The sequence below is a fragment of the Bradyrhizobium sp. LB8.2 genome (assembly GCF_040548035.1).
GTDB lineage: Bacteria > Pseudomonadota > Alphaproteobacteria > Rhizobiales > Xanthobacteraceae > Bradyrhizobium.
Map to the genome: position 1 here is coordinate 1 of NZ_JBEPQV010000059.1, position 20,076 is coordinate 20,076.

The following is a 20,076-nucleotide window of genomic DNA, read 5'->3' on the forward strand; positions in this document are numbered from 1 at the left end:
GACCAGCTTCAGCTACCAGACCCGGATCATCGACACCGCCGGCAACATCGGCACCACCGCCAGCCAGGCGGTGACGATCGATACGACGGCGCCGAACGCCCCGGCGATCAGTACGGTGACGGATGATGTATCGCCGCTGACGGGTTCAGTTGCCGAAAACGGCTTCTCGAACGACCCGACACTAACGGTTGCAGGTACTGCGGAAGCCGGCAGCACGGTGACCCTGTACGACACCGACGGCACGACCGTGCTTGGCACGGGCATTGCGGTCGGCGGCAGCTACTCAATTACGACAGCAGGCCTAAGTCAGGGCAGCCATACGCTGACGGCCAAGGCAACCGATCTGGCAGGGAATACGGGTGTAGCCTCAAGCGCATTTCGTGTCGCGGTGGACACCTTGGCGCCAGCGGACATCATATTGTCAAACACGAGTGTCGCAGAAAATAGTGCGACAGGAACGATGGTCGGTTCCCTATCGGAAGTTGATCCGGGTGGTACCGGGACAGCGATCTTTTCGCTGTTGGACAATGCCGGTGGCCGGTTCGCAATCAGCAATGGCAATCTGTTGGTGGCCGGGAGCCTTGACTACGAGATGGCCCAATCGCACCAGGTCACCGTGCGGGTCACCGATGCAGCCGGCAATATCTTCGACAAAGATCTCACCGTCGCTGTCCTCGACGTGGCTGGTGTCACGGTGATTGGTGACGCTGGCGCCAACGTGCTTATAGGGACAATTGAGGCCGATAGTATCTTCGGGCTTGCCGGGAATGATCGGCTGCAGGGGCTTGGGGGTAACGACAGTCTGGACGGTGGCGCCGGGTTTGATCGCGCGGTTTATGCGGATGCGACTGGCTCGGTCACCGTGAACCTTGCGGCTGGAACCGGCTCCGGGGCCGGGGTCGGCAGCGATACGCTCATCAGCATTGAAGCCGCCGTGGGCGGGGACTTTGCCGACACGTTCGATGCGAGCGGCTTTACGGGATCAAGCACCCAGCCCGGTGTGGCCTTGGGCCAAAGCGCTTTCGAGGGCCGGGGCGGCGACGACGTGATCACCGGCCGCATCAACGATCTGGGTCAATCGTTGACGCGGGTTGAGTATCTCAGCGCCTCGGCTGCGGTGACGGTCGATCTTGCCGCCCGCACAGGGCAGGGCACGGCGGCCGGCGATGCGGCCAATGTCGGCCACGACACGTTCACCAACGCATTGCAGGGCGTGTATGGGTCGGCCTACGGCGATACGATCTACGGCAGCAACAACGCCAACTTCACGTATGAAGTCTTTGAAGGTCGCGGTGGCAACGACTATATCGACGGCCGTGGCGGTTACGATATGGTCGCCTACAACAACGACGTGGCGACCACGTCGAGTATCACGATCAATCTTGCCGCCGGAAGCGTGGTTGGCGATTCCACCATTGGCACCGACACGCTCAGTGACGTGGAGGCGGTGCGGGGTACCAACTTCGACGATACTTTCGACGCGACCGGCTACGGCCTTGCCGGCGCCCTGAACGTCTCTTCGACCAACGGCAACTTCAACGACTTTGCAGGCGCAGGCGGCAACGATACCATCATCGGCAACGGCAACACGCGCCTTAATTACTCGATCGCGCAGGCCGCCGTTACGGTTGACCTTCAGATCACCGCCGGCACGGCCATCACGGTGGCCGGCAGTGCCACTGGCGCGACCGAGGGCACCGATACCTTCACCGGCGTCAACGCCGTTCAAGCCTCGGTCTTCGCCGACACGCTGCTGGGCAGCAGTTACAACAATACGTTCACGGGCCTGGGGGGAGACGACTACATCGACGGCCGCGGCGGGTTCGATACGGCAAGTTACAACAACCTGAACACGGTGACGGGCGGGGTTGTCGTCAACATGGCCGCTGGCACGGTGACGGGCGATGCCTCGAGCGGCACCGATACGCTGCGCAACATCGAGGGGGTTCAGGGCACCGGCTATATCGATACCTATGATGCCACCGGCTATGGCCTGGCAGGCGCGCTGAACGTCTCGACCAGCAACGGCAACTTCAACCAGTTCGAGGGCCTTGGCGGCGATGACATCATCACCGGCAACGGCAACACCCGGGTGCTCTACAGCAATGCCACCGGCGCGGTCACGATTACGATCGGGGCGGGAGGCGCAGGTTCGGCGTCAGGCGATGCCTCGACCGGCCACGACAGCTTCACCGGCGGCGTTAACAGCGCGTTCGGTAGCAACCTTGCCGACATCTATAATGCAAGCGGGTTCAATGCCGGCTTCAACTCGTTCCAGGGCAACGGCGGCAACGACACCATCACCGGCAACGGCTCAACTCAGATTCAGTACAGCAATGCCACCTCGGGCGTGACGATCACGATCGGGGCGAGCGGAGCAGGGTCTGCATCTGGCGATGGCTCGGTCGGCACCGACAGCTTCACCGGCGTCAACAGCGCCTTCGGCGGCAACCTGAACGATACCTACAATGCGTCCGGTTTTGCAGCCGGATTGTACAATTCGTTCCAAGGCAACGGCGGCAATGACACCATCACCGGCAACGGCTCTACCCAGATTGAGTACTTTAGCGCCACTGCCGGCGTGAACGTCAACCTGACCACCGGAGTTGCCTCGGGCAACGCTTCGGTCGGTACCGACTCGATTACTGGCGTCAGTGGCGTCCAGGGATCGAACTTCGCCGACACCATCATCGGTAGTTCGGGCAACGACTCCCTGTTCGGCAATGGTGGCGACGATACGTTGTCGGGCGTCGGCGGCAATGACTATTTGGCTGGCGGGTTGGGTGCGGACACGTTCGTCTACTCCATCGGCGGGGCGGACTATATCGGCGACTTCAATCGCAGCGAGGGCGACCGGATCGACCTGTCCGGGGTGACGGGCGTCTTCACCCTCGCCGACATCCGGGCCCGTGCGACACAACAGGGTTCCGATACGCTGATCGACTTCGGCAGCGGCAACACCATAACGCTGGCCAATGTCACGGTCGGGAGCCTGATTGCCAGCGACTTCGTCTTCAGCAACAGCAACGGCACGTCCGCCAATGACGTACTGGTCGGCACCAGCCAGGCCGATAGTATCTTCGGGCTTGCCGGGAATGATCGGCTGCAGGGGCTTGGGGGTAACGACAGTCTGGACGGTGGCGCCGGGTTTGATCGCGCGGTTTATGCGGATGCGACTGGCTCGGTCACCGTGAACCTTGCGGCTGGAACCGGCTCCGGGGCCGGGGTCGGCAGCGATACGCTCATCAGCATTGAAGCCGCCGTGGGCGGGGACTTTGCCGACACGTTCGATGCGAGCGGCTTTACGGGATCAAGCACCCAGCCCGGTGTGGCCTTGGGCCAAAGCGCTTTCGAGGGCCGGGGCGGCGACGACGTGATCACCGGCCGCATCAACGATCTGGGTCAATCGTTGACGCGGGTTGAGTATCTCAGCGCCTCGGCTGCGGTGACGGTCGATCTTGCCGCCCGCACAGGGCAGGGCACGGCGGCCGGCGATGCGGCCAATGTCGGCCACGACACGTTCACCAACGCATTGCAGGGCGTGTATGGGTCGGCCTACGGCGATACGATCTACGGCAGCAACAACGCCAACTTCACGTATGAAGTCTTTGAAGGTCGCGGTGGCAACGACTATATCGACGGCCGTGGCGGTTACGATATGGTCGCCTACAACAACGACGTGGCGACCACGTCGAGTATCACGATCAATCTTGCCGCCGGAAGCGTGGTTGGCGATTCCACCATTGGCACCGACACGCTCAGTGACGTGGAGGCGGTGCGGGGTACCAACTTCGACGATACTTTCGACGCGACCGGCTACGGCCTTGCCGGCGCCCTGAACGTCTCTTCGACCAACGGCAACTTCAACGACTTTGCAGGCGCAGGCGGCAACGATACCATCATCGGCAACGGCAACACGCGCCTTAATTACTCGATCGCGCAGGCCGCCGTTACGGTTGACCTTCAGATCACCGCCGGCACGGCCATCACGGTGGCCGGCAGTGCCACTGGCGCGACCGAGGGCACCGATACCTTCACCGGCGTCAACGCCGTTCAAGCCTCGGTCTTCGCCGACACGCTGCTGGGCAGCAGTTACAACAATACGTTCACGGGCCTGGGGGGAGACGACTACATCGACGGCCGCGGCGGGTTCGATACGGCAAGTTCCAACAACCTGAACACGGTGACGGGCGGGGTTGTCGTCAACATGGCCGCTGGCACGGTGACGGGCGATGCCTCGAGCGGCACCGATACGCTGCGCAACATCGAGGGGGTTCAGGGCACCGGCTATATCGATACCTATGATGCCACCGGCTATGGCCTGGCAGGCGCGCTGAACGTCTCGACCAGCAACGGCAACTTCAACCAGTTCGAGGGCCTTGGCGGCGATGACATCATCACCGGCAACGGCAACACCCGGGTGCTCTACAGCAATGCCACCGGCGCGGTCACGATTACGATCGGGGCGGGAGGCGCAGGTTCGGCGTCAGGCGATGCCTCGACCGGCCACGACAGCTTCACCGGCGGCGTTAACAGCGCGTTCGGTAGCAACCTTGCCGACATCTATAATGCAAGCGGGTTCAATGCCGGCTTCAACTCGTTCCAGGGCAACGGCGGCAACGACACCATCACCGGCAACGGCTCAACTCAGATTCAGTACAGCAATGCCACCTCGGGCGTGACGATCGATCTGATCGCAGGTACGGCCATCGGCAACGGCTCGGTCGGAACGGACACCATCGCGGGCGGCGTCAACTCCGTCCTTGGATCCAACTTCAACGATGTGATTTCTGGGACTAACAATGCGACCGTCACCGACGTCTACTTCGGCGGCGGTGGTAACGACACGATAAACGGCCGTGGCGGCTACGACCTCGCAAACTATAACGACAGCAGCGTTTCCGCTGCAATTGACGTCAATCTTGCAGCCGGAACCGTTGTGGGCGACGGCTCGGTTGGTAGTGACATATTGCACGGCGTCGAGCTCATTCGAGGCACCAGGTTTGCAGACACGTTTGATGCCACCGGCTTCAATGGCGGCAGCACGAACGCAGGTTCGTATGATACCTTCAATACCGTCGAAGGCATGGCGGGCAACGACACTGTGACAGGAAACGGGGACACTCGTGTTGATTACTCGCATGCCCTCGCCGCGGTCACTGTTGATCTGGTTGCTGGAACCGGACAAGGTGTCGCCGCAGGTGATACGGCAGGCGTCGGCTTCGATACTTTCACTGGTGGTGTAAACTCCATACGCGGTTCAGATTTCAACGACCAGCTCTTTGGTAGCAACAATGCCAGCGGTGCAGAGGAGTTGATCGGAGGCGCCGGCAACGACACCATCGACGGGCGCGGCGGATTTGACCGCGCGCTGTTTTCGGCATCGTCCAGTGATACGACCACCGGAGGAATTGTCGTTGATCTTGCAGCGGGCACGGTCGCTGGCGACGCCTCGATAGGCAACGATACATTGAAATCGATCGAATCGATCCGCGGGACCAGTTTCGCTGACACATTTGATGCGACCGGGTTCAGCGGTTCGAGCGTGAACGCCGGCAGCAATAGCACGCTAAACGAATTCGAGGGGGAAGCCGGTAACGACAGCATCACGGGAAACGGCAACACTCGTGTAGCGTTCTATCACGCTGCCGCCGGCGTGAACGTAGACCTCAGCACTGGAATCTCCACGAGTCTTGCAAATGGGGACGTCGCACATGTCGGAACCGACACATTCACTGGGGTTGCTGCAGTGCGCGGCTCAGATTTTGGCGATCAGATTAGCGGCAAATCGGGAATTGTAATATTGGACGGCCGCGGCGGCGACGACGTCCTCGTTGCAAATGGAGGAGCGAACACCCTTATCGGCGGGGTGGGCAACGATCAATTCAAATTCAAAGCAGCGCTTGCCAATGGTGCCACAATCTCTGACTTTGTCGGAAATGGCGCAGCCGCTGGAGACTCTATTGAGTTCGAGGGTTTCGGTACGGCAGCGCAAGGTGCGACATTTACCTTCTTCAGCGCCGCGGGTGCTGATTCTATTTGGCAAATCCACTCCGGATTGGACGGTCACAACGAATTAATTACGTTGAAAGGCATCGCTGCGTCCGCTGGCGTTCATAGCAGCGATTATCTCTTTGCTACTTAAATTTGGGCGGATCGATTATGGCCGGCCCTTTGTGCTGAGCGGACCTATGCGCGATGCAACCGCCTTCTTCGGGGCACCGACCTGGTCGATGCCACGATGTTGGGGCTGCACGATTTAAAGCAGATGGGCGTGCAAACCAAACAATCGCGCACGAACGCGCTTTTCGCTGGCTGTCCGAAGGGACTGTAGCCTTACGTCCGAAAGAAGATCTGGATCAACTCCGGATCAGCGCCCGCCGCCCAGACCGTGAGATGCCGGGCACCAAGCATCTAGGAGAGTGATCGAATAGGTTGGGAGATCATGCCATTGAGCAGTCACATATCAAGATCCGCAGCTGAGCAGAGTACAGCGGCTGTGAGACTGGGCAAGGGCAGCCGCATAGTTGTGGCGCCATCAGCTGGCCCGAGGCTTTCCGGCAAGCACGGGGTCGTCGTCGGAAATGGCGCGACCATAAACCAACTCAGGGTTCAGCTGGACAGCTCCAAGCACTGCATAACCCTTCACGTGCGTTTCTTGGGCCCGGAAGCTGAACCTTAGGGTGGCACGCCGGGAGTCTCGCTCGTAGCCGACATCAGCCAGCCGCCCAAATAAGCTGTTATCGCGGATTGCTCGAGTGCGTGCGCATTTGGAGAGCATGTTGAAGGAGGCGCGGCTTACTTCCCCGAGAGGTTCTCGGATGCAGCCATAGAGCAAATATCTTTCGAGATTCCCTCAGTCGGAAGGAACGCGCAGAGGTCGTTGGTGGTCCGCCCTCCTTGCCCTTCCCGACCGATCTCCAACATAGATGCCGAGCAGCGCCGTTTTTCACTCGCCAGGCCGCGCTTTTGCTGTCGAACGGCGAACAGGATGAGCAGGATGAGCAGTACGGGGCAGATGAGAAACAAAGGTGATCGTGAGGGGCCGGCCAACGAGCGTGGGCGTGTTGTATCGAACAGGAGGAGGCGCTATCAAAGCGGCATCCTAAGTACCTCACAAATTATCGAATCCTAGTAGGTCGAGGCGCCCGCGAGCTACTGCGTGTTGGAAAGCGGCGCGTGTGATCTAGCTCACAGGCGACGAGCGCGTGGGCTGCTACTAAAGGCGTCATTGCTTGACCAATTCATTTTGAGAACACCCCAGTGCTCCCTCCAAGGCACTGGGGTTTTTCATTTGGATCAGGCATAAAGCCGACCGCGGCCGATCCGCACCCGCACGGGGCTGACCAGGGGATGCGGGAGTCTGATCGGCCGCATGGAGCGCATCTGCCTGGATTTGGCGGAGGAGAGCAGGGTGCCCGGCGAGGCCGGCGCGCTGCGTGAAACGGCCGAAAACTACGGTCGCGAGGCATCAAATTGACCGGGGCTAGGACCGTAGATTACTCGCGGCGCAGACGAAAAATGCGAGCAATATGTGCAAGGTTGACAGGACACCCCTTCCGCCAGTCAAGGCTAAAAAGTCTTTTAATTCTAGGGGGTGGCCGTTTCACTAACCAAATGGCTCTCACCAATTGGCCACGCTTGTGGACAAGTATAGTGTAGTGAAACATGCTTGCAACTTTTGAGCGCGTCGAGTATCTCGGCGCGGGGGAATTTGCTTGCTCAAGCTGCCGGAAAATTTGGCGGATGTTCTAACGTTTGACGTTGACACGCTTTCCGTGTCCGGGCGCGAGGGTAAGCACCGCGAATTCAAGGTCGACTTCGCCCAGAAAGACATGTCTGACTACACGAAGGCGCTTGCGGCTTTTGCTAACGCCGACGGCGGTATCATCATATTTGGCGTTCGAGATCGGCCACGAGAAATCGTTGGCATCAAGGAGGTGATCGACGAAGCCCGATGGGCTGATCGCCTACGGGAAGATTTTGCCCCCGAGATCGTTTTTTCCACGCGTACCTACGAAATAAAAGGAAAGATCCTTCTGGCAATCGGCACCAATGCCTCGCCCCATAGGCCGATCATCGCCAAGATCAACAGGTCCAAGAAATCAGCCGATAAGGACGGCAAGCCGATCATCACTGAGTCGATGCGCGAGGGCACAATTTATTATCGCTACGGAGGTCAAATCCGACCGATTGGGTACACCGAGCTTTCCACGATGCTAGCTGACCGTGAGCGAAACCGCATCAAGGCGATGATGGAGAACCTGAAGGTCGTCGAGAAGATCGGCATTCAAAACGTCGGCATTGTCGACATGAAGGAAGGCTCGTCGCACCTCTATTTGTCGAAGGAAACCGCTAGGGGACTGTCGTTCATTGACCGGGGCCGGTTCGTTGAGGAGGACGGCGCGCCGGCCTATGTCGTTCTGGGCAACGTCGACCTCAATCAGGTTATCCACCGCCCTTTAGAGGATGAGGACAAAAATCTTCCGATGGAAGTGGCCAAGCATCTGAAGCCAATTGTCCAAAAAATCTACGGGATCGAAATTCCCTTTTCGCCGGGCCAAGTATCTCAAATTCTGCGTCATCTGGGTGTGCTGGACGACAACACTCATTCGATCTGGGAGAAGAAATTGCGGCGCCGGTATATCACCCGCAAAGGCATCGAAGCGATCGAGGCTTTCGTCCTGGCGGCGCCTCTGGAAGCACTGCGGGCGTTTGGGTCAAAGGCGGTGATCGCTCAATACGAGGCGCTTCCCTAGCTATCTTGGATCGATGGCATTGCGTTCGAATTGACGATTGGTTAGCGGCGGTGGTGAGCGACGCGATTTCTCCAAGTGGCTCAACGCAGATTGCGGATGACGTTTCCGCCACTCGTCCGCTCTAGCGCGCTTTCCAGACATATCGGGCTCAACGTCGAGAGTCCGTAAAGGGCCAGACGCGGACATTTCGCTACGGCGCAGCAACGTGGGATATCAGTTAGCCACCACTGCGAAATTGCGTGATGTTCGGCGGGGGCGGATTTGGATATCTCTTGATCGTTGCCATGTACTCATCGACAGTTTTGAGCGCTGGACCCGATACCCAGCCAAACATTGCCGCTACAATGAGATCCTCGTGTGGGTCCATTTCAATGTTGTAAATCTTCGGGTAGCCGGCCATCGGAGCGCTGGCGGAGAACATACCGGGCTGCCGCTGCGGTCCAATGCCGGTCGGATGTACGTCAGTGAAGTAAATGCGCCACTGCTTCCAACGCGAGGCGACGAGGTCTCCGCCGATAAAGCTCAACATGCTTTCGCGACGCCCTAGGGCTGTGCTGCCGAACAAGACGTCGGTTTGATCGACGCCGTCAATCGCTCGGTCTGTTGGCATGGTGCCACCGACAATGTGGGCGAAGGTCGGCAGGAAATCCATGATCGAGAACATGGCGTATGTGGTTGTGCTCGGCTTGACCTTGCCGGGCCAACGGATGATTGCTGCCGTCCGTATCGCTCCTTCCGTCGCTTCGCCTAACTCTCCGCGAAACGGACCGGAATTTCCCATGTCCGGCGTCCCCTGGTTGCCATGTTCGCGTGCAGTTTGCCCTTGCGGGCCGTTATCAGAGGCGAAGACAACGATGGTATTGTCGTCGACGCCAAGTTCCTTCAGCGTGTCGAGGATCTGGCCGACGTGGTAGTCCCCTTCCATTATCTTGTCGCCGTAATTGCCGATCCGCGACTTGCCCTTGAACGGTTGCGAAGGCAGGTTCGGGAAGTGCCCCATCGAGAACGGCAAGTACAGGAGAAAGGGCTTCCCAGCGGCCTTCTGACGCCGCATGAAATCGATTGATTTATCCACCAACTCATCGTCGATGTTGGCGCGCACGTCCTCCGTAAATGGCTTCACCGTCTGCAACGGGCCGCCTGCCTTCGCCTCAACAATCTGCGGCCCCGTTCTCAGTAACGCTTCGTACGGCTCATTGCTGGAGTGCGTGAGGGCGATTGTCGCTGGATATGTTGCTGCATCCCAGCTGATATCGGGCGGAATACCGTAGAACTCATCAAAGCCGTGCGCGGTCGGCAAACTCTGAGGCGCACTTCCAAGGTGCCATTTGCCGAAAATCGCGGTGGCGTAGCCAACACTTTTGAACAACTCGCCCATGGTGAAGGCGTTGGCGGGAAGCGTATAAGGACTGCCCTCAATGGCGATCAGCGACAGACCATTGCGGATGGAATATTGCCCGGTCATGAGCGCCGCACGGGAGGGGGTACAGGCTGGTTCCACTAGGAATTGCGTGAGACGCAATCCCTCCTGAGCCAGTGTATCAAGCCGCGGCGTCGGAGCCCCGCGCAACTCGCCACCGCCATATGACCCAAGATCGCCGTAGCCGACGTTATCGGCGAGAATGAAAACAACGTTCGGCCTATCGCTTTGTTGCGCAAAGGCAGTTGCCGAACCCATCAAAGCAACTAGCGTCACCGCTGAAGCGCAGCGCCTTAAGGCTGTGATTTTCATTGCGATAGCCTCCATAAGCCATACCGGCCGAAGCGTAGCCGCCGCATTCAACCTTCTCAAGTATATCTGAACGGACGCGCAGTGCTAATTTGTCCGCTCAGGGTCACAAGCCGACTTCCGAACCGACTTGAGCCTAGGTCGGCTTATCTCCTGACGGCAGACATAACGGCCCTGTCAGCGAACGGCGGCAACGGGCCAATAGGCGGCATTGAGCCCATCCCATCTGATTGCAAGGACGTACCTTTGAAAATGGCAATCGGAACCAGGAAACGTTGGGAAACTCGCGCGTTTAGCTGACCGGGGCAATGCACTGGAGGAGAGGCATGCGAACAGCAACTCTCGCGATGATTGTCGTTGCCGGAAGCGCGATTGCCTTCCAAGCAGCGGCGCAACAGCAAAAGGCCGCACCTAGTGAGCAAACTAAGGAGGAGATGCACGGTGATGTAGACAAAGGGCTCAAGACTAGCGAGCCCAATGAGCAGATGCAGCGTGAGGCAGACAAAGGGGTCAAGACGCGCAACTCCGGAGAATCCGGTTACGTGGCCGATCAAGACAAGCCGGGCGCTTCTGCGCATCCTCCGGGCCGACCGGGAAGTGAGCAGACGACGGGCTCGGGTAGCCAGACCGGCGCTCCAAAATAGAGCCATCAGCGCTCGCGTCGACGGCGAGTTGCGCCGCCGAGGTCGGCTTGACCGCGCGGCGCGCTCAGATTAACCGCCCACATTTCGCGGTTGGCCCCGGCTTAGCTAATCAAACTCGCCGCAGATCAAATGTCCGTTCGCGGTCATAAGCTGCCGATGATCGACCCAACCGGCAGCTTCCGCTTTATAACCGGAAGCCGACGTTTACGAGTACACGCCCTAGCTTAGCCCGGCGTGAACGATGCGACTTGCGTGTTCGACGCTGTGATGATCTGGGCCGGCCAGTCCTGCTTCAAGCTGGGAGCGAACTCGGCGTGTTGCAGAAGCCGCACAAGATCATCAAGTGCGTTCTTGTCGCGCAAGAAGGACAGCATAGGGGCCGACCCGCCGACATTGCGATTTTCGATCGTGCGGTCGAGAGCGGCGAGGTTATCGCGTGACGATTTCCACAGCCATATAAACCGCGATCGTTAGACAATTTGGTGAGCGGGCTAAAATCACAAGCGATGACAATGCGCCGGGAGGAGGGCGCGTCCGCCGCTCCACCGAAACATTCCCCGGACGCCTTGTGTACATCCGACAAGGCGTCCGGGGCCTGCCCATGAACCAGCAACGGAGAAGCGACTAACCTTTGCTGGGGCATTTCGATTAACGTTTGTCGGGGGAACGCTGATCTCGGAGATGTCGATCTCGCGATCCAGTACACGCCACGACGATCCACCCACATAGAGGAGGCTCAGCAGCGAGCGGAGCAGTCGGGCAAGTCGATGAGCAACTTCCTGCAGGTCATCACATACGGCACTTCGGAGATTAGACAGATACTGAAGAACAAAAGTCCTCACCTGTCGCTTCACGAGCACTCTGAGCCTGATCGACTTGGCGTAGCCTCCCGCGTGCTCTTCGCCGCACCTTGATCAAGCCAGCAATCGTTGCTACGGATCAGTGCTACGGTGCATCGTTAGGTGACCGTTATTTTCGTAATCGGATCAATGTCTTCGGCGTGTAGGTAGGCAGACCCACCCCTTCCGCCAGTACTATCCGGCCGAGGTCTGTCGGTTGGGCTTTCCCGGGCAGGTGATCGGTGAATCAGACGTTCAATCCGGCCGCGCTCGACAAGCTGAAGCTCCGTATTCAGGCGTTGCGCGCCAAGACGATCGCCAATGGTTGCACCGAGGACGAGGCGCTGTCTGCGGCCGCCAAGGTCGCCGAACTGTTGGATCGCCACGATCTGTCGCTCTCCGATGTCGAACTGCGTGCGTCGCCGTGCGAACGGAGGGTCTACGAGACCCATCGCAAGAAGCGAATTCCGCTGGACGACTGCATCGGCGCGATCGCGCATTTCTGCGATTGTCGGGTCTGGCGCGAGAAGAACGCGGCCGGCGAGAGCCGCTATGTGTTCTTCGGTCTCGGCGCGGATGTCGAGGTCGTGCACTATCTGGCCGAATTGATCGACGGCGCCGTGCGCGCTGAACTTGGCCGCTTCAAGACCTCGGTCGACTACAGCAGGTTCCGACACCAGGAGCGGCATCTGGCCAATGCCTCCTTCGCGCTCGGGATGGTGGCGTCAATCGCGGACCGGCTGCTGGCGATCAAGGCCAGTCGCGATCAGGTCAATGAAAGCACCGGCCGCGGGCTGGTCGTTCTCAAGACCTCGGTGGTCGATGCAGAATTCGATAAGCTCGACCTGAAGATCCGGACCCAGCGCAGCAGCAGCCGGATGGTGTCGATGACGGCCTATGAAGCCGGCGGCGCTGCCGGAGCCTCGCTCGCCATCAATCCCGGCCTTGGCGAGTCGCCGTCGAGGACCACTCCCAAAGGGAGCTGAACGCACCAGGGGAGGGGCGCGGCTTCGGCGGGGGCGAGAGCATGGCGATGTCATTCCGGCTCATCAGCTGCCGTCTGTCGTTTATGCTGCCTTGCTAATAAAGTGCAGCGACGAGCATCCGGAACGCGATCGAATTTGAGAAATTAGCCCGGCAGGAGTTTCACACTGGGCAACGCATGTTCTTCATTTTCTCCAACCGACTGGGGTGTCTCGGCTCGCTGCTGATCTCCGGCGTGATCACTGTCGCGCTGCTTGTCCTGTTCGGGATCGTCCGGTTCTGATCCCGAGGTGAGGTGCAGCTCTCGCCACAGGAACCTGGTCCTTGCTGGCCTGTTGTTCGCACTCTCGTCCAGCCACGGAGCACGCGCTTGGAAAGTACGATCATTGGAGAATTCGACTCGCGCCGCGGCGCTGAGCTTGCGGTTGAGCATGTCGTGCAGGAATGCGGCGTGCAGCGAAGCGACGTCTTCGTCCAGTCCGCCGGCGGCGCGAACACGGCAGGGACACATCCTGCCGGTGCTGACGTCAAGGCGGCGCCCGCGCCGGAGGGGCACCAACAATTGGGAGGTCTGATCGAAGTCTCCGTGGATTTTCACGGCGACGCCCCTGAGAAGATTGCAGACATCTTGAGGGACGCCGGCGCAAAGACTGTCCGAACCAAATAGCGGCAATGGGCGCCTGTGGCACCGGGATCCGCACGCACTGAACGGTCGCCTCTGGTCTGAAGGCGCCTCTGGTCTGAAGTCGTGGAACCCCTTGAGCGTTCAGAGCGTTTAGACGCGAATGCGAATTGCGAGGTCCACCTGCTTCAGAGTTCATCCACCCTGATTCCCGGCGACACCGTCTGGCGGCGGTGCAAGGTGCGGCGCGTGGCGGTTCTGAACGATGCTGCCGCTTATTTCTCGGCCCTGCGGGACGCGCTGCTGGAGGCGCGAGATCTCGTCTACATCATCGGATGGGATATCCATAGCGAGACCAGGCTGGTCGGCGCTTCCGGACAGGCGGATGACGGCCTGCCGGAACGGCTCGGCCCATTCCTGCGCGCGCTGGTTCAACGCCGTCCCGCCTTGCGGATCAACATTCTCGTCTGGGATTTCGTCTCGTTTTACGCTGCGGAAAGGGAGTGGAACTCCGCAGCGAAATTCACCGCCGCAACAGATGGCCGCGTCCGATTTCATCTGGATTCCACGCTTCCGTTTGGCTCGGCCCAACACCAGAAGATCGTCTGTGTCGATGGTTCACTGGCGTTCGTCGGCGGGCTCGATCTGACGATCAGGCGCTGGGACACGAGTGACCATCGCGCCAAGCACGCATCGCGCTGTGATCCCCAGGGCAAGCCATACCTGCCATTTCATGATGTTCAATGCATGGTCGACGAGGATGCGGCGGCGTGGCTGTTCGACCTCGCAGAGCAACGCTGGCGAGCGGCAGGTCAACAGCCTGATGATCGGCACGCGCCGAAGGGCATTCGGTGGCCGGCGAATGTGCCGGTGGAGGCCGAGCACTTGCCGGTGGGTATCGCCAGGACCGAGGTCATCGGTCCTGCAGGTCTAGGCATCAATGAGGTCGAACGCTCGTTGATCGCAGCGATCCGGTCGGCGACGAGCTTCGTCTATATCGAAAACCAGTTTACCAGCGCCATCAAGATCGCGCGTGAATTGGCGGAGCAGATGTTGCGCGTACCTTCGCTTCGGATTCTGGTCGTCGCTCCCAAGCTGCATTCCTCGTGGCTGGAATCCCAGGCCATGCAGAATGGCCGTGGTGCCTTCATCGACTGTTTCAGCGTGGCTGGCGTCGCAGATCGCATCCGCTTCGTCTACCCGGTCTCAAGCAGCGGGGATACGGAAGCAGCCGTGATGGTGCACAGCAAGCTGATGGTCGTGGACGATCGGATCTTGAGAATCGGCTCGGCGAACCTGAACAATCGCTCGATGGGCGCCGACAGCGAATGTGACCTGATCTTCGAATCGGCCTCCGACCAGCATCGGGAGTTCATCGCTTCGGTCCGCCGGCGCCTGATCGCCCATTTTTGCGGTCTCGACGAACAGGCCGTAGCGCAAAACGAAGATCGTCTTTTCGCGCTCCTGGACGATGTCTCGAGAGCCGATGGGGCGAAGACGCTGCGGGACGTGGAATTCTCGGTCCTGACCAGCACTCTGGCCACGATGGTTCAGCCGGTGGCGGACCCTGAGCGGCCCCTTCATCTGGAGCGGGCGGCATCTCGCATGTGGAGCACGAAGACGATCATCGGGATCGTGTCGATTGCCGTGGCGCTTTTTGGACTGGCGATGGCCTGGTCGTACACGTCCCTGAGCGATTTTGCCGATGCGGGGCATATTTCGACGTTCCTGTCTGCCTACGCGCAGTCCATCTGGGGGCCGCCATTCGCGATCGCGGTTTTCGTGGTGGGCGGCTTGGTCGTGTTTCCGGTTCTCGTGCTCATTGCGGCAACTGCTGCCGCACTCGGACCATGGCTAGGCTTCGTCACCGCCATGACGGGCGTCTTGCTCAGCGCCTTTGTCCTTTTTGCGATCGGACGGGCACTCGGCCGCGAGCGCCTCCAGCGTTTGCTCGGACGACGAGCCGCGCGCATCCAGGAACGTGTTGTCGGCAAGGGAATCCTGGCTGTCGTTGTCATCCGGATGATCCCCGTCGCGCCGTTCTCGGTGGTGAACGTCGTGGCTGGTGCGAGCACGCTGCCTCTGCGTGACTTCCTGGTCGGAACCCTGCTCGGCATGACGCCCGGCATTCTCGCCATGGCGGTTCTGGGCGCTCAGATCGCAGATCTGGCCAGGAATGCGTCCTGGACCAACATATTGCTCCTCGCACTGGCGTTCTTAAGCTGGGTCGCGATCTGCGCAGGCGCGCAATTCGTCGCGACGTGGCTCGCCGGGAGGCGCTGATGCGCTTCATGACGTGGAATGTGCATGGCACGTTCAATCTCAATCCGAAGTTCGATCTGGAGGGGATCTGTTCCATCGTTCGCAAATGGGCTCCCGATGTCGTCGCGCTTCAGGAGGTGGATTCGCGATCGCGATCAGACGATCCGTTTGCGAAGCTGGCGAGTGTTGTCGGCGATCACCGTGTTCACGCCAAGTCGATCGTCACGGCGGATGGCGAATACGGCCAGACGCTCCTGAGCCGGTTTCCATTCTCCGGCCCGCCGGAGATCGTCGACGTGTCCTATCGTGAGCGGGAGCCGCGCAGAGCGATTGCGACGGGGCTGCTGACGCCGGTTGGCGATGTACGCGTGGTGGCCACGCATCTCGGCTTGAGTATCCACGAGCGCCATGCGCAAGCTCAGGCGCTGGTGAGCCTTGTGAAACCTGAAAGGACCGTCGTCCTCGGGGATTTCAACGACTGGTTTTGGGTCAAATCGGTGCGGCGCGTGCTCGCGCAGGTCTGCCCAAACCGTACGCGGCTGCGAACTTTCCCGTCGCATTTACCTCTTCTGCGGCTTGACCGGATTTATGCAACGTCCGACAGCCGGATCGGGAAAGTTTGGACCGACGAAGAGGCAAGGGCCTATTCAGACCATTTGCCGGTGATTGCGGACATCGAGATCTCCCCCGACGGGAGATGATCTGGCCATCTTCAGGATTTCCGAAGATGGCAGAATGCCACTGTTTTGCCCGACGCGTCAAACGGTTCGGCGCCGAGGGTCAAAAACGAGACATTGGAAAGCATTGCATTTCAAAGGGTTGGCTACTGTGCATGGGGTTGTTTTCGAGCTTTATCGGAGCGGCCTTCGGCGGGTGGGGTCGTTCGATAAGCCCTTGAAGAGTTGCTTTTCCGGAATGGCTGAGGCGCGCGCGGGTTCGATTTGCGGAACTTCTTTCCCGCTTGCGCGTTATCGCGGCATGACTGAAGACCTTTCCTACCGACGCAAACCCTTGACCCCTGAACAGCGCCAAGCGCGCGATGCCACACGCCGGATCGAGGCCGAAAAGGCCATGCGCGATCATGAAGAGGCGCAGAAGGCGTTTTATGCCAACAAGGAACGGCTGAGGGCCGAACGGCTGGCACGTGAACAGACGGGGGCGAAGGGCTGACCGAACGCGGCCGCCACGCCAAAGACGTCTCCGCCCCGAGCGCCGGCCTCAGTGCCGGTGGGGGACGCGCGTCACGCTCAACGCCTGCTTCAGCGCTTGAACGGCGCTTGCGAAAGGTTTTCGTGGCGATTGCGCCTCGATCGCTTCGGCTGCGACGCGACAATCGTCTGCGACCTTGAGCAACCCGCTTCGCGCGAGGTCCATGGTGGAGAGGGCTGCCTGCTCCAGGCAAACCCGTTCAAGCCGTCGAAACTCCCGCAACTCTTTGTTCATGCGTCAGCTCTCGATGTCCCGGGGCCATGCGGCGCTGAGTCTGCTTAATGAATGGTTAAAACATCTCTGCCTAGCCGGGTTGGCTGGCATAGAGCTGGTGCGTGCCGGTGCATGCGCCCGGTCTGCGGCGCGGCCCGGGCGGGCTTGACGGCATTTGTCTTCCGCCGGAAGCTTCAATGATCTGAAACTGACATGAACCACGCAGACGTTCGCTTCCAGCCAGTCCGATCCCATCGGCGAAAGCGAGAATGGAGCTGATCATGACCACGTTCGACAAGCGCGAGCAGGGCTTTGAGACCAAATTCGTCCACGACGAGGAGCTCATGTTCAAGGCCACGGCCCGGTCCAACAAGCTGCTCGGGCTCTGGGCCGCAAGCGAGCTTGGCCTCAGCGGCGATGCAGCGACCAGCTATGCGACGGCGTTGGTGACGGACCATCTGGAAAGCCAGACGATGGACGAGATCCTCGACAAGGTGTCAGGCGATCTTGCGGCCAGGGGCGTAGCCCGCGAGCAGGTCGCGGCGAGGCTTCAGGAATGCTTGCACCAGGCGTTGCAGCAGCTTGAAGCTGACAAGTGAAAGAAGCCGGCCTTCGAGATTGCCGGCTTAGATGAAGGTGCTCAGCAGCGCGATCGAGGAGATGCCGATGACGGCCATGGCGAGCTTGATCTTGAGGACGCTCGCAGTGACGTGGCCGAGCCATTCCGGCTCGCTTCCGGGCACCGTGCCGTTTCGTGCTACCGTGCCGAGCGGGAGGCGGGAAGTGTCTTGGAGCGGCTTCGGCAAGTGGCCCGGCGCGATCGCGCTCGCTGCTGCGATCCTGGTTGGCTGTAGCGGCGCTGAGGCGTCGGCGACGCCGCTGACGCCGTTTCGCTACGAGGCGCAGGCGCAGCGTCATTGCCCGCATGACCAGGTCGTCTGGCTCGATTTCAGCAAAGGCGTCTACTACGGCAGGCGTCAGAAGCAGTACGGCCAGGGTTATGACGGCAGCTTCGTTTGCCTGAACGAGGCCCGCGACAGCCTCTATCGCCGCTCGCTGTTTGGGCTGCGCTAAAACGGGAGCAGGGCAATCCAAAACAGATCGCGTGCTGCATCGCAGTGGTGTCGTGGTTAGAAAAAAGGAAAGTGGTGGTCGTGCTCAGCCGAAGGCCAATGCCACGAGGCTCGAGCAGAGCAGGACCAAACCGCCGGCGGTCAATGCCAGGAAGCTATCGGATACGAGGTCATGGTTGCGCATGGGACACCTGTCGCTCTTGTCTTCGATGCTCGATCGGATCGATTAAGATTGTCCGAACGGGCCGTCTTGAAAGAGGTGATGCTTGCCGCCCGCGCGAGTGCCTCAGGCCCTCGTGCGGTAACCTTCAAACGCATGGGCCAGGAAGATCCCCGCGCTTACCAAACCCATCAGTGCCGAAACCGTCTCGATCATCGTCTCATTCCATTCCGCCCTGCACGCGAGAAAACGCGGGCGGCCTTGCACAGTCAAAAGAATTCCGGTGAGCGGACCGACAATGGGGGTGGAGTGAGGATTTGGCGCAACAGAATGTCCGGCGGTGGCACAGAGCAGGGGTGACCCCCAACCCGTAGTTCAGCGAGGAGAAGCAAACGCCCCGTTTACCATCCCGGCGTGAACGCTGTGGGCTCCCCATTTCCGCCGTGTTCGGGTTGCGTTATCGTTACCACTTCCGGCGCGGTGGTGGGCCGCCTCGGATTAAAGGACCGGACAGCGCTTCCCCGTAGCCAAAGCGGGTTGGGTACGCGTCCGGCGAAATGGTATTTGGGGCGAATGGGGATCCGACGGTCAGATTCGGTTTTGCGGGCCGCGCGAGCTGTTGCGGCGGCCGCGGCCTGCCTCGCGCTTGCCAATTGCGCCTCCTCCAACAAATTCGCCAGCCGCGTCGATCCGAAATACGGCGTGTCCTCGAGCCCTCGGGTCGTGGCTTTGGGTGACCCGGTCCCGAAGGGCGGTGGCACCTACCGTGTCGGCAAGCCCTATGTGGTGGGCGGCCGGACCTATGTGCCCGAGGAGGACGTCAACTACCGCGCCGAGGGCATGGCGTCCTGGTACGGCGACGATTTCCACGGCCGCCTGACCGCCAATGGCGAGGTATTCGACATGGGCTCGCTGACCGCGGCACATCCGACCCTGCCGATGCCGTCCTATGCGCGGGTCACCAACGTCTCGAACGGCAAGTCGCTGATCGTCCGCGTCAATGACCGCGGGCCCTATCACGGTAACCGGCTCATCGACGTCTCGAACAAAGCCGCTGAACTCCTTGAATTCAAAGGCAATGGCGTCGCCAAGGTCCGTGTCGAATATGTCGGCCGGGCGCCGCTCGAAGGCTCCGATGACCGCCAGCTGATGGCCACCTTGCGGACCGGGATCCCGGCGCCGTCACCCTCGATGGTCCGGGTCGCCTCCGCGAGGCCCTTCGTACCGGAGCTGCCGTCGTCGAACCGCGGCGCCATTCGCGGCGAGGTTCCGACGCCGGAGGGACGACCCTACAATCTCGGTAACACCTCCGCCGACATGGCTTCACTCAGTGCGACCTCGGAAATGTCGGCTTCGAGCCGCAACCGGGGCCGGGCGCTCCAGAACGCGCGCGCCGTGTCCTATGACGGGGACGGCCGCTACGCCGCCGAGAGCGCGCCTGACGGTGCCGCCGAGGCGCGCAGCATCCTGAGTGGCCGCGGCCTCTACTAGGGTCTGTTGGGATTCATCTGGAGTTTATCGCGGCCGCGGCCAGATAGATCATTGAAGTGAAGCTCTGGTGGGTCTTGTCGGCGCGCATTGC

13 protein-coding genes and 1 pseudogene are annotated in these 20,076 nt (G+C 60.4%); 10 read left to right on the forward strand and 4 right to left on the reverse strand.

What is annotated here, in order from left to right:
* The first annotated feature begins 70 nt into the window (after positions 1–70).
* Together ABIB06_RS37930 and ABIB06_RS37935 are read left to right on the forward strand one after the other, a co-directional pair.
* A complete protein-coding gene (locus ABIB06_RS37930) occupies positions 71–6,145 on the forward strand; it encodes an Ig-like domain-containing protein (RefSeq protein ID WP_354125700.1) in 6,075 nt (2,024 codons plus the stop codon).
* Positions 6,146–7,718: 1,573 nt separating this feature from the next.
* Positions 7,719–8,759, forward strand: coding sequence for an ATP-binding protein (locus tag ABIB06_RS37935; protein WP_354050477.1), 1,041 nt, complete (start codon positions 7,719–7,721; stop codon positions 8,757–8,759).
* A gap of 217 nt (positions 8,760–8,976) precedes the next feature.
* On the opposite strand, the gene ABIB06_RS37940 is transcribed toward ABIB06_RS37935, so the two are convergent.
* Positions 8,977–10,491: an arylsulfatase gene (locus tag ABIB06_RS37940; protein WP_247353321.1), complete on the reverse strand. Its 1,515-nt coding sequence runs from the start codon at positions 10,489–10,491 to the stop codon at positions 8,977–8,979.
* A 323-nt stretch (positions 10,492–10,814) separates the two neighbouring features.
* On the opposite strand from ABIB06_RS37940, the gene ABIB06_RS37945 reads away from it, so the two are divergent.
* Positions 10,815–11,132: a hypothetical protein gene (locus ABIB06_RS37945; RefSeq protein WP_247353323.1), complete on the forward strand. Its 318-nt coding sequence runs from the start codon at positions 10,815–10,817 to the stop codon at positions 11,130–11,132.
* Positions 11,133–12,213: 1,081 nt separating this feature from the next.
* Entirely contained in the window at positions 12,214–12,957 is a 744-nt protein-coding gene (locus ABIB06_RS37950; RefSeq protein ID WP_247353324.1) for a DUF7168 domain-containing protein, read from the forward strand.
* A gap of 143 nt (positions 12,958–13,100) precedes the next feature.
* Here the strand turns inward: ABIB06_RS37950 and ABIB06_RS37955 are convergent, their stop codons facing one another.
* Positions 13,101–13,553, reverse strand: coding sequence for a hypothetical protein (locus ABIB06_RS37955; protein ID WP_247353326.1), 453 nt, complete (start codon positions 13,551–13,553; stop codon positions 13,101–13,103).
* Between the two features lie 273 nt (positions 13,554–13,826).
* On the opposite strand from ABIB06_RS37955, the gene ABIB06_RS37960 reads away from it, so the two are divergent.
* The 3 genes from ABIB06_RS37960 (at position 13,827) to ABIB06_RS37970 (ending at position 17,009) form a co-directional block, all read left to right on the forward strand.
* Positions 13,827–15,860, forward strand: coding sequence for a VTT domain-containing protein (locus tag ABIB06_RS37960; RefSeq protein WP_354070306.1), 2,034 nt, complete (start codon positions 13,827–13,829; stop codon positions 15,858–15,860).
* Entirely contained in the window at positions 15,860–16,540 is a 681-nt protein-coding gene (locus tag ABIB06_RS37965) for an endonuclease/exonuclease/phosphatase family protein (RefSeq protein ID WP_354050481.1), read from the forward strand. The genes ABIB06_RS37960 and ABIB06_RS37965 overlap by 1 nt, the downstream gene beginning before the upstream one ends.
* Positions 16,541–16,817: 277 nt before the next feature.
* On the forward strand, positions 16,818–17,009 hold the full coding sequence (locus ABIB06_RS37970; RefSeq protein WP_247353488.1) for a hypothetical protein: 192 nt from the start codon (positions 16,818–16,820) through the stop codon (positions 17,007–17,009).
* A gap of 48 nt (positions 17,010–17,057) precedes the next feature.
* Here the strand turns inward: ABIB06_RS37970 and ABIB06_RS37975 are convergent, their stop codons facing one another.
* On the reverse strand, positions 17,058–17,282 hold the full coding sequence (locus ABIB06_RS37975; protein WP_247353331.1) for a hypothetical protein: 225 nt from the start codon (positions 17,280–17,282) through the stop codon (positions 17,058–17,060).
* A 260-nt stretch (positions 17,283–17,542) separates the two neighbouring features.
* Here ABIB06_RS37975 and ABIB06_RS37980 point away from each other — a divergent pair, with 260 nt between their 5' ends.
* Positions 17,543–17,860: a DUF1476 domain-containing protein gene (locus ABIB06_RS37980; protein ID WP_354050483.1), complete on the forward strand. Its 318-nt coding sequence runs from the start codon at positions 17,543–17,545 to the stop codon at positions 17,858–17,860.
* Between the two features lie 30 nt (positions 17,861–17,890).
* Here the strand turns inward: ABIB06_RS37980 and ABIB06_RS37985 are convergent.
* A pseudogene (locus ABIB06_RS37985) lies at positions 17,891–17,992 on the reverse strand (YqhA family protein); the annotation flags it as partial.
* Positions 17,993–18,044: 52 nt separating this feature from the next.
* Here ABIB06_RS37985 and ABIB06_RS37990 point away from each other — a divergent pair.
* Entirely contained in the window at positions 18,045–18,335 is a 291-nt protein-coding gene (locus tag ABIB06_RS37990; RefSeq protein ID WP_247445724.1) for a hypothetical protein, read from the forward strand.
* Between the two features lie 732 nt (positions 18,336–19,067).
* On the forward strand, positions 19,068–19,985 hold the full coding sequence (locus ABIB06_RS37995) for a septal ring lytic transglycosylase RlpA family protein (RefSeq protein ID WP_354050484.1): 918 nt from the start codon (positions 19,068–19,070) through the stop codon (positions 19,983–19,985).
* Positions 19,986–20,076: the final 91 nt, after the last annotated feature.